Genomic DNA, 16,298 nt, shown 5'->3' with positions numbered 1-16,298 from the left:
AGGAGTTGAAGTCTTTGGTTACTGCGATGAAAGAATCCAGGGGAGATAAGCTGTTTCTGATCAGCACCTACATCTATCTGTGCCTTGCACTGGTAGTGGTCCTCTATCCGCTGATCTACATCCTCAGCGCGTCTATCAGCTCGCCGCAGGATGTCAATTCGGGCGCCATGTGGCTGTTCCCGAAGAATGTGACGCTGGACGGCTACAAGCTGGTGTTCGAGAACCCGAAGATTTGGAACGGATATCTCAATACCATCATCTATACAGCTGTGGGCACTCTGCTTAATCTGGCGGTTACGCTGCCAGCAGCATATGCGCTCAGCCGGTCTGATTTTGTCGGACGCCAGCTGTTCATGGGTCTCATTCTGTTCACAATGTTCTTCAGCGGAGGTCTGGTGCCGACCTACCTGCTGGTTAAGAACCTGGGCCTCATTAACAGCATGGGGGCGTTGATCCTGCCTGTGGCCGCATCGGTGTGGAACATCGTGGTCGCCCGCACCTTTTTCCAGTCCACGATTCCAAAAGAATTACAAGAAGCGGCCCACATCGACGGCTGTACGAATCTGAAGCTGTTCATCCGCATTATCCTGCCGCTGTCCGCGCCAATTGTCGCCGTGATGGCCCTGTTCTACGGGGTTGGACACTGGAACAGCTATTTCCCGTCCCTGATCTATCTGAACGATGAAGCCAAGTATCCGCTGCAGATGGTGCTGCGCCAGATCCTGGTCCTGCAGGAAATGTCAGCTGAGACCACAGGCGCTGCGATCAACGGTGAGGTAGCTATGGCCATGAATAATAAGGCAGAGACGGCATCGCTGGTCAAATATGGCGTCATCGTCGTCTCGACACTGCCGATTGTGGCGGTCTACCCGTTCCTGCAGCGTTATTTTGTCCAAGGGGTCATGATTGGCTCTGTGAAAGGCTAAAGGTTAAAATGTAATGAACCTAAGGGAGGAATTATTAATGCAGATCACACGTAAACCATGGAATATTCTGCTGTCTTCGGCTGTGATTCTTGGACTGCTGGCTGGTTGCGGGAGCTCCAATGAAGGCACCGCGAATAAGGGTACCGGAGAGGCCACGGTGAACAAGGAGGGCTTCCCGATTGTGAGTGAGCCGATCACCCTGAGCATGATGGCGCCGGATGTGGGCATTCAGAACTGGGAGAACATGCCGGTGCTCCAGCAGATGAAGGAGAAGACCGGGATTACGATGGAATATAAAAATGCGCCGAAGGACAGCTTCGATACCAAAAAGAATCTGGTGTTCGCCAGCGGCGATTACCCGGATATTTTCTACGCTGCCGGTCTGACGACTGCCGAGCAGATGAATTACGGCGAACAGGGCATTCTGATCCCGCTGGAAGACCTGATCGAAGAATATGCCCCGAACTTCAAGGCTTTGCTTGCGGAGAACCCGGATGTGCGCAAATCGATTACCGCTCCGGACGGTCATATCTACTCCCTGCCGGTGGTGGAAATGAGCCAGCACTGGTACCGCAACCCGATGTGGTATAACGGGGACTTCCTGAAGGCCCTGAATATCGATAAGCTGCCTGAAACGACCGAGGAGCTGTACACCTACCTGAAGCGCGTGAAGGAGGAAGATCCGAACGGCAACGGAACTGCCGATGAGATTCCAATCTCCTCAGTGACGACAACGGCTGCGAACCTCCGCGATATCCGTACCTGGCTGCTGGGCGCTTTTGGCATCTATGAAGAAGAAATCTATGTAGACGATGCGGACAAGGTCCACTATACACCGCTTGAAGAAGGCTATAAGGAGTACCTGACGTATATGAACCGTCTCTGGTCCGAGGAGCTGCTGGATCATGAGAGCTTCTCGCAGACGGCGGAGCAGAAGAAGGCCAAGGCGCAGAATAACCGCGTGGCGCTCTTTTCCGACTGGCATGCTTATATGACGAAGGGCGGAGAGCCGTCCATGGCAGATCCGATGTTCGCCCCTGTGCGCAGTGAATCGGTGTCCGCTCCGGCGATTGCCAAGAACAGAGGAATTACGACCGGCGCATTCGCCATTACGAACAGTAACCCTGCACCGGAAGCCTCGCTCCGCTGGGTAGATTACCTCTATTCCTATGAAGGTGCCCTGTTCTTCAACAAAGGGCCGGAGGGAACGCTCTGGGAGTACACCGACAAAGACAACCGTGTGAAGCAATACCTGCCTGTACCGGACGGCAAGGAGATGGAGGATTTCCGGGCCACCTTGACGCCGAACTACGGCATTCCTGCCCCAACCCTGTCCATGGATGATATCAACAAGGGACTCAAGACAGACTTCGACCTCTGGGTAGAGCAGGAGACCAAGCAGAAGCTGCTGGATCGGGGCGCACGGATTCCGTTCCCGGCCCTGTTCCTCACGGTGGAAGAGCAGACAGAAATCAGCAGTCTGAATTCGGACCTGAGCACTTATGTGAAGCAGATGGAAGCGAAGTTCATCACTGGTGCCGAGCCGCTGACCGGCTGGGACAACTATGTCGCAACTGTCAAGAAGATGGGCGGAGAGCGTGTAGCCGAGATCAACCAGGCTGCGTATGACCGCTGGAAGACTAACTAATTCCTCAGGCGCTATCCATTTTCTTCGAACTTTCATTCTCTGAAGTGCCGAGAGTGAGCGGCAGAATGACTAATGCAGAAAGGTGCTGTAAAAATGATCTATAAGGATAAAACGCGGACTGTGGCGGATCGGGTACAGGACCTGCTGCAGCGCATGACACTTGGAGAGAAGGCTGGACAATTAGTCCAGCCTTTCGGCTGGCAGTGCTATGAGAAGCACGCGGACGGAACCACAGGCATGACGGAAGCCTTCAAGCGCCAGGTTGCTACCGGAGGCGTCGGCTCCCTGTACGGGACGCTGCGTGCCGACCCGTGGACCGGAGTCACGCTGGAGACCGGCCTGTCCCCGAAGGAGGGGGCGGAGGCCGTTAATGCCATTCAGGCTTATGCGATGAAGGAGAGCCGGCTTGGCATTCCGATTCTGTTCGGCGAAGAATGCTCCCACGGGCATATGGCGATCGGAGCCACTGTATTTCCGGTGCCGCTTGCACTGGGCAGCATGTGGAACCCGGAGCTGTACCGGGAGATGTGCCGGGTGGTAGCGCTTGAGACCCGCAGCCAGGGCGGAGCGGCGACCTACTCGCCGGTGCTGGATGTGGTGCGTGATCCGCGCTGGGGCCGGACGGAGGAGACCTTCGGCGAAGATCCGTTCCTGATTGCGACTATGGGTGTGGAGGCCGTGAAGGGCTTGCAGGGAGAACGGCTGGACGCGGAGGATTCCGTGCTTGCCACCCTGAAGCACTTCGCCGCCTACGGCAGCTCGGAAGGCGGGCGGAACTCCGCGCCCGTGCATATGGGATTGCGCGAGCTGCATGAGGTTGATCTGTTGCCGTTCCGTAAGGCGGTAGAGGCCGGTGCGCTGTCCATTATGACAGCTTACAACGAGATTGACGGCGTGCCGTGTACGACGAACCGTTATCTTTTGCAGGATGTGCTGCGGGAAGAGTGGGGCTTCGAAGGCTTCGTGATCACGGACTGCGGAGCGCTGGGCATGCTGACGAATGGTCATAACACCGCAAATAGCGGAGAAACAGCTGTAGCGCAGGCACTGCTGGCGGGCATCGATATGGAGATGTCGGGCGAGATGTTCGAGCAGCATATCGCGGCTGCTACCACGCACGGGCGGCTGCAGGAATCCGATCTGGAGCGTGCGGCGGCACGGATTCTGGAGTTGAAGTTCAAGCTTGGGCTGTTCGACCGCCCCTATGCCGATCCTGAGCAGGCGGAGAGCATCATCGGCAAGCCGGAGCACCGCGAGCTGGCCCGGCGGATTGCCGGTGAGAGCATCATCATGCTGAAGAATGAGAACGCAGTGCTGCCGCTAAGTAAGGAGATCCGTAAGCTTGCTGTGATCGGCCCCAATGCGGATGCCCCGTACAACCAGCTTGGCGACTATACCTCGCCGCAGCCCGCAGGCGCGATTATCACCGTGCTGGACGGTATCCGGCAGGCGCTGGGCGGTGGAGCGGACAAGGTCCTGTACGCACCCGGCTGCCGGATCAAGGGCGATTCCCGGGAAGGCTTCACCCCTGCGCTGGCCTGTGCGGCCGAAGCCGATGCGGTGGTGCTGGCGATCGGCGGCTCCAGCGCCAGAGATTTCGGTGAGGGGACGATTGATTTGCTCACCGGCGCTTCTGTTGTGACGGAGCATTCCTGGAGCGACATGGAATGCGGCGAGGGCATCGACCGGTCCACGCTGAATCTGATGGGCGTGCAACTGGAGTTAGCGCAGGAGATCCACAAGCTGGGCAAGCCGCTGATTGTGGTCTATATCAACGGCCGCCCGATTGCCGAGCCTTGGATTGTAGAGCACGCGGACGCCATTCTGGAGGCGTGGTACCCGGGCCAGGAGGGCGGACATGCAATTGCTGACATTCTGTTCGGCGAGGTGAACCCTTCCGGGCGGCTGACGATCAGCATCCCGAAGCATGTCGGCCAGCTGCCCGTGTACTACTATAAGCGGCGGACGAGAGGCAAACGGTATCTGGAGACGGATTTTCACGCTGAATATCCCTTCGGCTATGGTCTTAGCTTCACTGAATTCGGATACAGCAACCTGAAGGTGGAGCCTCCTGTAATCTCTGCGGATGAAGAAGCGCTTGTCTCCGTGGATGTAACTAACAGCGGTGACCGGGCGGGCAGCGAGGTGGTCCAGCTGTATATTTCCGACCTGGCCTCTTCCATTACCCGGCCCGAGAAGCAGCTGAAGGGCTTCCGCAAGATCAGCCTTCAGCCGGGAGACACGCAGACGGTGACGTTCCGTGTAGGCCGGGAGGAGCTGGAGTATGTATCGGCAGATCTGACGCGGATCGTCGAGCCGGGAGAATTCACAGTGATGGCCGGCCCGCACTCCGCAGAGTACCTGAGCGCGCCGCTCCAAGTCAGAGAGGAGGGCTAAGCTATGAAGCGTATGGACCGGTTCGCCGGATGGCTGGACAAGCGGCAATGGGCTGAGAAGATAGAGCTTGCGGAATGGACTATGCGGAGGTCCCGCTACCGCACTCCCGGCTGCTATGAGCATGAGGAGGAGCTGCATCGGGAGTACAATGTTTCCCGGCTGGATGGCGGGTATGGAACCACCTATTTCCTTCACCGGGAGATCGCGGTGCCGGGAGACTGGGCACCGGAAGAGGCGGCGCTGCTCTATCTGGGACGCGGGGAAGGTCTGCTGAAGCTGGGCGGAGCGCCGTACCATGGCCTGGACAGCAATCACTGGTTCATTCCGCTGCCGTCCGGCGCTGCGGGCGAGCGCCTGGAGCTGGACATCGAGCTGTATGATCCGGTACCGGAGCCGGAGGACCCGCTGAACCGCCAGGCGGTGATCAAGCCGCCGCTGACGGGTATTGAAATCAAGCTGGTGCGCGTCAATCGTCCGGTATACAGCCTGCTGCATACGGTGCGAATCGTACACGAAGCGGCCCTCCTGCTGCCGGAGGGAGACATGCGCCGCCTCCGCAGCCTTAAGGCGCTGGAGCGGGTGATGGACACGCTCTATATGAAGGAGGAGCTGCTGCTGGACGGCGGGGCCGTAACTGCGGCGGAACAGCAGTTACGGGCTGCTGCTTCGGCGGACCGGGCGGCGGGACTGCACCCGGGAACGATGCATATGGTAGGCCAGTCGCATATTGATGTGGCCTGGCTGTGGCCGGTCCGGGAGACGGTGCGCAAGGTCAGCAGGACCTTCTCCACCGTCTGCACTCTGATGGACAAGTACCCGGACTTCCGGTACTCCCAGAGCCAGCCCCAGCTCTATGCCTTCGCCAAAGAGCATTATCCCGAGCTGTACGGGCGGATCAAGGAGCGGATTGCCGAAGGCCGGTGGGAGCTGGTCGGAGGTATGTGGGTGGAGCCGGATCTGAACATTCCCGGCGGGGAGTCGCTGGTCCGGCAGATGCTGTACGGCCAGGACTTCTATATGAAGGAATTCGGCAAGCAGTCCACGATTGAATGGCTGCCGGATACCTTCGGCTATTGCGCCTCTCTGCCGCAGCTGCTGAAGCAGGCGGGTATCGATTATTTCATGACCACCAAGCTGGGCTGGAATGATACCAATCCCTTCCCGCATACCTTATTCCATTGGGTCGGCATTGACGGGACGAGGATTGTGGCCTATCAGAACCATGGGGTGAACGAGCATACGCATCCGAAGGATGTGCAGGAGCATTGGCAGGCCAACGCCCAGAAGGAAGCGCATGATGAGCTGATGCTGCTCTACGGACACGGCGACGGCGGAGGCGGGGTCACCCACGAGATGCTGGAATATGTGAGCCGCACCGATCTTGCGCCGGGCCAGCCGGTTAGCGAATTCTCGACGGCGGAAGCCTTCTTCTCGGAGATCGGCGCGCGCCAGCCGGAGCTTCCGGCGTGGCACGGCGATCTCTATCTGGAGCTGCACCGGGGGACCTTCACGACCCATGCCTTCAATAAGTGCAGCAACCGCAAGGCGGAGATTTTGTACCGGCAGGCGGAGATTTGGAGTGTGCTGGCGGAGAAGGACGGTGCTCTGGATCTGGAGCAGCCGGATCAGCCGGAGGTGCAGCGGCTGCCCTCAGGGGAGCTGGCCGAGGGCTGGAAGCTGCTGCTGCTCAACCAGTTCCATGACATCATTCCGGGGACTTCGATCCCGGAGGTGTATACGACCTCGCGGGAGGAATACGCGGAGATCTTCCGTCTGGGCGGGCAGGCGCTGGACCGCTCCCTGCATGCTCTGACGGCTGAAGTGAATACATTGGGCGAAGGCCGTCCCTATGTGGTCTTCAACAGCCTGGGCTGGGAGCGTACGGAGCTGCTCCGGCTGGAGGGCGGTTCTGAGCTGGCTGCGGTGCAGGTATTCGACGAGGACGGTCTGCTGCCGAGCGAATACTGGAACACGGAGGCTGGCGGGGATAGTTACACGCTGGCTGTGCAGGTCCGCAAGGTTCCGGCCTTCGGCTGCCGGACGATCTGGCTGCGGGAGGCGGAGGAGCCGGCCGGAGCATGGCCTGAGCCGCCGGGTGCTTCCGTCATCGGGGAAGCTTTCCCGGAAGAGTGGGAGACCGACCATTACATCCTCACATTCAATAAGTACGGCGAAATCAGCCGCTGGTTTGACAAAAGCGCGGGCCGCGAGCTGCTCCAGCCCGGCCAAACCGGGAACCAGCTTCAGTTCTACCATGACACCCCGCCGCTGTGGGATGCCTGGGATATAGATCCGCGTTATGAGCAGCAGCCTGCGGGCAAGGCGAAGCTGCTGGACTGCCGGGTGCTCACCAGCAGCCCTGTGCAGACCGTGCTGAAGTTCCGCTGGCAGCTGCATGAATCGCTGATTGAGCAGGAGATCGTCCTGCCCCGGAACAGCCGCAGGGTGGATTTCCGTACCCGCGTAAGCTGGAGGGAGCAGCATAAGCTGCTGAAGGTTGCTTTTCCGGTGGACATTGTGGCCGCGAAGGCTACCTATGAGATTCCGTTCGGCGCGCTGGAGCGCCCGACCCACCGCAACACCAGCTGGGAGCAGGCGCAATTCGAGGTCTGCGGGCACCGCTGGGCCGATCTGTCCGAGGGCGGCTATGGCGTGAGCCTACTGAACGACTGCAAATACGGCTATGACATTCATGACGGAGTGCTGCGGCTCTCGCTGCTGCGCTCCCCGCGCTGGCCGGACCGTTATGCCGACCAGGGGGAGCATGAATTCACCTATTCGCTGTATCCGCATAGCGGAGAATGGCGGCAGGCCGATGTGGTACGGGAAGCAGCAGAGCTGAATGAACCGCTGCTGGCGGTCAGCGAAGCCGCACATTCCGGCCAATATCCAAGCACCCATGCCTGGCTTGCCTTCCAGAGCCATCATGTCATGCTCGATACAATCAAGCAGGCAGAGGACGGCAGCGGCACGATTATCCGGCTGTATGAAGCGGCGGGCAGCAGAGAATCGGCTGTGCTGGATTGGAAGGACAAGGACGTCCGCGCCTGCCGCGTCAATCTGCTGGAGAGCACGACCAGCTCCGTGGAGACCGCCGGCGGCGTCATCCCGCTGTCCTTCAGACCCTATGAGGTACAGACGCTTAAGTTATATAAGAAGCACGAAAGTAATTAACAGAAAGCAGAGAAGCGGAGGGGAAATTTGGAACTGTAGGAGCGGTAGCGTCCGCCTTTGTCAACGGATTTCAACCGCTGAAAAGCGGATTAAATCTAGAAATCTGTTGACAACAGCGGCCGGAAGTCCAAATGTTCACCGCAGTGACGATCAAGCTTCAAGTTCAAAGCCTAAGTGCTTCTTATATACCACGAACATCATTCGCAGGAGGAATAGACATGCAAATTACAAGACATCCCAATAATCCGATTGTCGTCCCGGGCGGCTATGAGTGGCGCAAGGTGACCGTGTTCAACCCGGCGGTCATCATCGATAACGGCAAGTTCTATATGATCGAGCGCACCGCCGGTTCCCTGACTCCCTGCAAGAACTATCTGGGCTTGCAGGAGAGTGAGGACGGAGTGAACTTCACCCATGTGAAGGATGAGCCGATTGTTACCCCGGATATGCTGGGCTTTCCGTACGGCAGCGTGCAGGACCCGCGTATTGTGAAGATCGATGGAACCTTCTACCTCAACTACGCCCTGCGTCCCTGCGCCATGAGCTATTATCCTACCGGGGCCGGCGTCCCTGAGCGCTCCATTCCCAAATACCCGGACGGCTGGGGGGAAGAGGAGGGCCACTGGCTGACCCGCTCCTCGATTCTGAAGTCAACCAATTTGCTGGACTGGGAGTTCGTGGCGGATACCACACCGCTCGACATCAATGACCGGGACAACATCCTGTTCCCTGAGAAAATAAACGGCAAATTCGTGCTGCTCCGCCGCCCCGAAGAATATGTGGGCGAAGCTTACGGGACGGAAAAAGCTGCTATGTGGATTACCTATTCCGAGGATCTCGTGAATTGGGAAGAGCCCAAGCTGCTCGCCGCCGCCGGGAACCTGTCCTGGGAGTCGCGGAAGATCGGCGGCTCAACGCCTCCAATCCGTACAGACAAGGGCTGGCTGGTGCTCTATCACGGTGTCGATGAAGAGATCGTCTACCGTGTAGGGGCGATGCTGCTGGATCTGGAGCAGCCGGAGAAAATCATTGCCCGGACCCATAACTTCATTATGGAGCCGGAGACGTATTACGAGAAATTTGGCTTCCAGATTCCGAATGTCATCTTCCCGACCGGCAATGTGGTCAAGGACGGCCTGCTCTATATCTACTACGGGGTAACCGACACAGCGATCGCGCTCGCCACGGTGCCGCTGGATGAATTGGTGGAGCATATTCTGAACGAAGCGGAGTAGCCAGGAAGCCGCCGCCAAGCGGAGTACCAGATAATCGCCCCGCGAAGCGGAGTAACCCAAGCACTGGTGAGGCAGGCTGCGTGATTCGTCCCGCAAATGGCGAAGTGGCGAATCACCTGCATAGCTGCTGGTGATATAAATGTTGCACATTTTGCAGCCCCGGTTCACAGATAGCGAGCTTTGCGGGAGGAATGTTGCATAGAATGCAGGAATAAACCTGCCACGCTGCCCGATAAAGATGGAATCCTGCCTTTTGTACAACAATTATGCGTTCGGGCCCATAGGATGAGTAAAATGTTGCATTATGTGCAGGATTGGTTGTATGCCAACATTCAGGGCGGACGCTCCGCCCGTTTTTCAAACCGGTCTTTTCGCAGCGGCCCCCTTCAAGGCATGTTCCTTGCGGTATTGCCCCGGCGTCAGACCGGTTTCTTTTTTGAACTTGCGGATGAAGTTGGGTGCATCCAGGTAACCGACCTGCTCGATGATCTCCTTGAGCGGAGCACTGGAGTTCTCCAGCAGCCGGATCACCTCGTCCACACGCCGCTGCCAGATATATTGCGAGAAATTACTGCCGGTCTTCTCCTTGAAGCTTCGGCTTAAATAAGAGGTCGAGATGGCGAACTTCAGCGCCACATGCTCAAGGCTCAGGGTGTAGTCTGCGAACTGCTGATCCACATACGCCAGAATGTCATCCATCAGGGAAGATTCGCTGTTCTCGGTGTTCCGCTCCACCTGGGCACAAATGGCGGAAGCCAGCGAGAGTAGCCGGCTCTCCAGCTCCTCCAGCGTCTCGAAGGAGGTCAGCTCCGGCATATTGGTGAACACCTCATCCATACCCAGCTCCGAGGCGGTACGCAGAAAAGCATTCAACAGATCGAAGCAGATACACCGCAGCAGATGAACCTGCAGCGGCTCGTCCTTGATCGTGTCAATGGTGTCGGCAATCATCTGAGCCGCTACCGATTCGTTGCCCTGCTTCAGACTCTGCTCCAGCTTCAGCATGGATTTGCGCGGAATCCAGAAGCTCTCGGCAGCGGCGGGATTCAGCTCTGCGAGCTGCTCGAAGTAGGTGACCTGGCCGCTGCGCCGGATCATCCGGTGCTCAAGAGCAGCGGAGGCTTCAATGAAGGACTGGTTCAGCCTGGCGAGGTCCCGGTAGGCCATGCCGACACCGATGCTCAGCGCGAGCTGCGAGTGTTCGCGGATCACTGCCTGAATGGCTTCAATAACCTGCTCCATCCGGTGCTGAACAGGCATCTCCCCTTCCCCTGGAAGGGAGATAATCAGGGCGAACTGGTCCTTGACCGAGAATTCAATCCCGAAGATCTGCGCATCCGGGCCCGGCAGGCAGATATTGCTGAGCATCTCCTGCAGCAGATGGCGTTCCTGCCAAGACTTGCCGCCCTGCGCTGCATCATCCCAGGACAGGATGGCCGAGAAATAGAGGCCCTGTCCCTGCGGATGCCTGAAGCCTGCGCTCAGGATCATCTGTTCAATCTCGGGATCATCCGGCTGGCCGTGCTTGAGCAGCAGCAGCATGCACTGGTTGCGGACAAAAGGCTCCTGGAGGTCAATCCGGGCACTGTAGTCATGAAGCGTCTGCCGGATCGATTCCCATTCATTGCGCAGCTTGGGAGCTTCGTTGCCGCTGCCCCGCGGCTTGGCGAATTCCATCAGATCGCGGATCGGGTGGTATTGCCGCTTGGCCAGCAGCAGCGCGGCCGCTATGCCGGTAACAACTGTAATACAGAAGACAATTAGAATCAGCGTCTGAACATGGGCGACCCGGCTGAAAAATTGGAAACTGGGCATCGTGGTGACGTAGGTCCAGCCATTCTCTTCAGACTTCACAGAGACCACAGAGTACTGCTCTCCGTCCAGCTCCAGATTGTGAATCCCCGGCTTAAGAGCGGATAGGGTCTGAAGCTCGTTCTGGGGGAAGCTGACGCCATGGCTGTTCGCGGTCAGCACCTCGCCGGAGGGGCCGAAGATATAGCTGCTGCCCGAGAAATCGCTCAGAACTGAATCCATGACGCCGGTAAGATTGGATTCCTTCATCAGATAGACAACTGTTCCGTAAGGGAACGGGTCATTCGGCTTCACCGGGACGAGCATGGCGAGCATCGGCTCCATCCGGGAATTGACCGTCACATTCTCGGCTGGACGGACCAGTGGCTGACGGGTCTCGTTCAAGTCACGCCGCAGTTCCTCCGGGGTCCAGTGCTCGAACTGATAGAGAGTATCGAAGGTGACATGAAGATCAGCCAACCCACGGTAAGAATAGATATTGGAATCGCCGTGGAAGTAGAGGAACAGATCCTCGGCGATACTGCTGCTGGCCTTGTAATTCGCCAGTGCCTGAATCGCCTCCAGACTGTAATAAGGATGCCGGACCATATAAGGGGTCAGATGCTTGTCATAGGCGATGCGTCCGGCGATCTCCTGAAGCTCATTCATCCGTCCGTCGATGGTGCTTTTCACTTGATTAAGCTGATTAACATTGGATTGTTCAATTTCGACCCGCAGGCCCTTGACGGCGTTTTCATAGACGAAGATGGTAACGCCGGTGAGCGGGATCAGGAACATGAGGATATAGGAAAAAGCGTATTTCAGCAGCAGCCTTGACTTGAAGTGATTCCAGGTCAGCCGGAACCGGTTCAGCAAGGATGGCTGGGGTGCGGGATTGGACATGCAGCAGTACCTCCAGTGTTAAGATATTCGGATTAGAATTCTTGGATGGAACCTCTTGGATTAGAAATCGCAGTTCTCTTCTGGATTACACTTGTGCTACTATAAACATTATAACATTATAATCTTTGGAGTGAAGCAGCTTTATATTTTTATGACAGGACGGCACAGCCATTGCTACTTGTTAAATATAAGGATGTATGGAGTTCATGTCATTAATCATTTTTGGTAATTCCCCTGTAAATCTGTAATTGAAGAAGGAGATGGGACGAGTGGGCACAGAGAACGTGCTGCGCAACTTGCAGCTGGTGGATGGCCGGACGGTGGATATCTCCATTCAGGGCGGAATCATTACCGCGATTACCCCGCCGGGCCAGGCGGAAGGCAGGAGCCTGCTGGACTGCTCCGGGTTATACGGCTCCAGCGGATGGATTGATCTGCATGTGCATGCTGTGCCGGAGCTTGACCCCTACGGCGATCAGATTGACGAGATCGGGGTGAAGCAGGGGGTGACGACACTGGTGGATGCCGGGAGCTGCGGAGCAGACCGGATCGGGGCTTTTTACAGTGCGAGTCTTCTGGCCGATACCCGGGTATTCGCACTGCTTAATATCTCAAGAATCGGACTTGCGCGGACCGACGAGCTCTCGCAGCTGGAGTGGATTGACCGGGCCCGCGCGCTTGCAGCAGTGGAGGCTTATCCTGAATTCATCGTCGGCCTGAAAGCCCGCATCAGCCAAAGCGTCGTTAAGGGCAGCGGCATACAGCCGCTTAAGCTGGCACGAACCTTATCGGATGAGACGAAGCTTCCGCTCATGGTGCATATCGGCTCCGCGCCGCCTGCTATCTCTGAAGTGCTGGAGCTGCTGCGGGCGGGCGATGTAATTACTCATTACCTGAACGGCAAAGCCAATAATCTGTTCCGGGCGGACGGCACACCGCTGCCGGAACTGCTGGATGCTGTAGACCGGGGTGTCCAACTGGACGTAGGGCATGGCACCGCAAGCTTCTCCTTCCGGGTGGCGGAACAAGCGAAGGCGGCTGGTATCGTGCTGAATACGATCAGCACAGACATCTACCGGGGCAACCGGCTGAACGGTCCGGTGTACAGCATGGCGGATGTACTGACCAAGTTCCTCTATCTCGGCTACAGTCTGGAAGAGGTAATCCGTGCCGTCACCAGCAGCGCCGCAGAGTGGCTCGGCAAGCCGGAGCTTGGGCAGATCCGGGTAGGGGGGCAGGCGAATCTGACCTTATTCTCCCTGGAAGACGGTGAGAAACAGCTTATGGACTCAGAGGGCGGGGTGCGGACCGCGCACCACTATATTGAAGCAAAAGGAGTCTTTATCAATGGATCACTCATTACAGGCTAAATATGGATTGAAGCGTGTGATTAATGCCAGCGGAAGAATGAGCATCCTTGGCGTGTCTGCACCGGCGGATTCAGTCATGGAGGCAATGAAGCAAGGAGGGCAGCGGTATGTGGAAATCGCGGATCTGGTGGACAAATCGGGAGATTACATCGCCCGTCTGCTCGGCTCGGAAGGAGCCGTTGTGGTGAACTCGGCCTCCAGCGGCATTGCGCTGTCGGTGGCGGCCATAGTGACCGCCGGAGATCCGCGGCTTAGCCTGCGCCTGCATCAGGAGCCGGTGCTGAAGAATGAGATTATCATGCTGAAAGGCCATAACGTGCAGTATGGAGCGCCGGTGGAGACAATGGTCTTCCTTGGCGGAGGGCGGGTGGTTGAAGCGGGATATGCGAATGAAGGCCGCGTAGAGCATATTGAACAGGCCATCGGGGAACGTACCGCAGCGATTCTCTATGTGAAATCCCACCACGCCGTCCAGAAGAATATGATCTCGGTGGAGGAGGCCTGGGAGGTTGCCCGGCGCAGGGGTGTGCCGATGATTGTTGATGCGGCTGCGGAGGAGGACTTGCGCAAATATGTCCAGTATTCCGATTTGGCCATCTACAGCGGCTCGAAGGCGGTGGAAGGTCCAACTTCGGGCATTGTAGCGGGCGGGAAGAAATACATCGGCTGGCTGAAGGTGCAGCTGCACGGGATCGGCCGCAGCATGAAGGTCGGCAAAGAGACGACCTTCGGGCTGCTCCAGGCTTTGGATGAATATCAGGACAAGGCGGACAACAGCCAGCAGGAGAAGCAGGCGCTGGAGGCACTTCAGCCGCTCGCCGGTCTTCCCGGCGTGTCGGTCCGCACCGTGCAGGATGAAGCGGGGCGGGCGATTTACCGGGGACGCATCCAGATTGATGCCGCTGCTGCGGGAAGGGATGCAAGAGAGGTCAATGACCGCCTGCGGGAAGGCGATATTGCCGTGTATACGCGGGACTATGGCGTGAAGCAGGGATATTTCGATATCGATCCGAGATCGCTGCAGGGCGATGATCTCCAGGTTATCGTCAGCAGAATTCAAGAGATTATAGGGGGCAGATCATAATGAGCAAGATTCAGGAGCGTTTTTATAAGAACAGAGCGGCACTGAATGTCCTGGCCGGCAGTATCGGGAACGCCAAGGATATCTACGAGGCTGCCGAAGGGCATGTTCTGGTGGGCGTACTCTCCAAAAATTACGCCAACGCCCAGGAAGCGTCCGCCGCTATGACGGAGTACGGACAGGGGATCCAGGATGCCGTATCCATCGGGCTTGGTGCCGGGGACAACCGCCAGGCGGCGGTGGTCGCAGAGATTGCTGCAAGCTATGCGGGCAGCCATATCAACCAGGTCTTTCCGGCTGTAGGCGCGACCCGTGCTAACCTGGGAGCCAAGGACAGCTGGATTAACAGCCTGGTCTCTCCCTGCGGACAGCCGGGCTATGTCAATATTTCCACCGGGCCGGTCAGCGCGGGGAATGCTTCGCAGGCCATCGTTCCAGTGCACGCTGCCATTGCCCTGGTCCGGGATATGGGCGGCAATGCACTCAAATATTTTCCGATGAAAGGGCTGGAGCTGGAAGAAGAGTATCGTGCGGTGGCCCAGGCCTGCGGAGAAGCCGGATTTGCCCTGGAGCCTACAGGCGGAATCGATCCGGATAACTTCGCGCCCATTCTGGAGATTGCGCTTCAGGCAGGCGTACCGCAGGTGATCCCGCATATCTATTCTTCCATTATTGATCCGCAGACCGGAAGCACGAAGGTGCAGGATGTCCGCACGCTGCTCCATAAGATGAAATCGCTGGTGGACCGGTATGCCTAGAATCGCGGCCTTCGGCGAAGTGATGATGCGGCTGCAGGTGCCGGGGGTGGAGACGCTGGCCCAGAGCAGCAGGCTGGAGTACTCTTTTTCGGGCAGCGGGGTGAATGTAACGGCGGCGCTCGCCAAATACGGCCATAATGGAGCACTAATCACAACCTTGCCGGAGACTCCAGTGGGGGAAGCTGCGATGGCCTATCTGCGCAAGCTTGGGGTGGATACGTCACTGATCCGCCGGGGCGGCAAGCACCTCGGAATGTACTTCCTGGAGAACGGGTTCGGCGCCCGCCCCGGAAGAGTCACGTATACCGACCGGCTGGGCAGCAGCTTCAATACCGCTGAGGCTGGTCAGTATGATATGGCGGCGCTGGCTTCCCGGGTGGATGTGCTCCATCTATGCGGCATTACGCTGGCTATGAATGACGGAGTGCGCGGGCAGATGAAGCAGCTTGCGGCGGAGGTGAAGCGTGGGGGGGGCATGGTGGTTTTTGACTGCAATTACCGTCCGGCGTTATGGGGTGAGGCGGGGTATACCAAGGCCCGTCCGCATTACGAAGAGCTGCTTGCGCTTGCCGATTTGGTGCTGATGAACGAAAAGGATGCGCTGTACATTCTTGGCACCGCAGCGGCAGATTATGATAGAATAACACAGTTGAAGCAAGCGGTTCCCGCTGTGGCGGAGCGCTTCGGAATCAGAGCGGCAGCGGGCACCCACCGTGAGATTAATGCGGACAATACGCATTCCCTGACAGGATATTTGTACCGTCAAGGTACATTCGCGTTCTCCCGCAAGCTGACCTTCCCGGTGTATGACCGGATTGGTGCCGGTGATGCTTTTGCCAGCGCTGTGATCCATGGTGAGTTGCAGGAGTATCCGCAGCAGCAGACGGTGGAGATGGCAGCGGTCGCAGCGATGCTGGCCCACACCATCCCGGGAGATACCGCGCTGTTTACCGAGAGCGAGGTGCTCCGGGCGCTGTCAGACTTTACCTTAGATGTTGAAAGGTAGTGAACGTAA

The 16,298-nt window shown here is 57.8% G+C and carries 10 protein-coding genes; 9 read left to right on the top strand and 1 reads right to left on the bottom strand.

The features are described 5' to 3' along the window. Positions 1–14: 14 nt before the first annotated feature. From MKZ07_RS18950 to MKZ07_RS18930, 5 genes are all read left to right on the top strand, one after another. Complete coding sequence (locus MKZ07_RS18950; RefSeq protein WP_036694906.1) at positions 15–926, top strand: carbohydrate ABC transporter permease; 912 nt, start codon at positions 15–17, stop codon at positions 924–926. 37 nt (positions 927–963) lie between these two features. Further along, positions 964–2,574, top strand: a complete 1,611-nt coding sequence (locus MKZ07_RS18945; RefSeq protein ID WP_036694907.1) for an extracellular solute-binding protein — start codon at positions 964–966, stop codon at positions 2,572–2,574. A gap of 93 nt (positions 2,575–2,667) precedes the next feature. Further along, positions 2,668–4,971, top strand: coding sequence for a glycoside hydrolase family 3 N-terminal domain-containing protein (locus MKZ07_RS18940; RefSeq protein ID WP_341027137.1), 2,304 nt, complete (start codon positions 2,668–2,670; stop codon positions 4,969–4,971). Positions 4,972–4,974: 3 nt separating this feature from the next. After that, entirely contained in the window at positions 4,975–8,145 is a 3,171-nt protein-coding gene (locus MKZ07_RS18935) for an alpha-mannosidase (RefSeq protein WP_341027136.1), read from the top strand. 218 nt (positions 8,146–8,363) lie between these two features. Continuing rightward, the gene (locus MKZ07_RS18930) at positions 8,364–9,380 is read left to right on the top strand and encodes a glycoside hydrolase family 130 protein (RefSeq protein ID WP_341027135.1); all 1,017 of its coding nucleotides are present in this window, start codon (positions 8,364–8,366) and stop codon (positions 9,378–9,380) included. A gap of 357 nt (positions 9,381–9,737) precedes the next feature. Here the strand turns inward: MKZ07_RS18930 and MKZ07_RS18925 are convergent, their stop codons facing one another. Then, positions 9,738–12,074, bottom strand: a complete 2,337-nt coding sequence (locus tag MKZ07_RS18925) for a helix-turn-helix domain-containing protein (protein WP_341027134.1) — start codon at positions 12,072–12,074, stop codon at positions 9,738–9,740. Positions 12,075–12,343: 269 nt separating this feature from the next. On the opposite strand from MKZ07_RS18925, the gene MKZ07_RS18920 reads away from it, so the two are divergent. Genes MKZ07_RS18920 through MKZ07_RS18905 form a run of 4 tightly spaced genes read left to right on the top strand, consistent with a single transcriptional unit; the run spans position 12,344 to position 16,289 of the window. Next, positions 12,344–13,444: an amidohydrolase/deacetylase family metallohydrolase gene (locus MKZ07_RS18920; RefSeq protein ID WP_256707172.1), complete on the top strand. Its 1,101-nt coding sequence runs from the start codon at positions 12,344–12,346 to the stop codon at positions 13,442–13,444. Next, the gene (locus MKZ07_RS18915; protein WP_076159719.1) at positions 13,422–14,528 is read left to right on the top strand and encodes a DgaE family pyridoxal phosphate-dependent ammonia lyase; all 1,107 of its coding nucleotides are present in this window, start codon (positions 13,422–13,424) and stop codon (positions 14,526–14,528) included. Before MKZ07_RS18920 ends, MKZ07_RS18915 begins: the two co-directional genes overlap by 23 nt. Then, positions 14,528–15,283: a 2-dehydro-3-deoxy-phosphogluconate aldolase gene (gene dagF / locus MKZ07_RS18910; protein ID WP_341027132.1), complete on the top strand. Its 756-nt coding sequence runs from the start codon at positions 14,528–14,530 to the stop codon at positions 15,281–15,283. Before MKZ07_RS18915 ends, dagF begins: the two co-directional genes overlap by 1 nt. Then, positions 15,276–16,289 carry a sugar kinase gene (locus MKZ07_RS18905; RefSeq protein WP_341027131.1) on the top strand — a complete coding sequence of 338 codons (1,014 nt, stop codon included), beginning with the start codon at positions 15,276–15,278 and terminating at the stop codon, positions 16,287–16,289. The genes dagF and MKZ07_RS18905 overlap by 8 nt, the downstream gene beginning before the upstream one ends. Positions 16,290–16,298 lie beyond the last annotated feature (9 nt).

The sequence above is a fragment of the Paenibacillus sp. FSL P4-0338 genome (genome assembly GCF_038002365.1).
GTDB lineage: Bacteria > Bacillota > Bacilli > Paenibacillales > Paenibacillaceae > Paenibacillus_AQ.
Note: the sequence above shows the minus strand (reverse complement) of the source record. Positions and strands in the feature narration are given on the sequence as shown.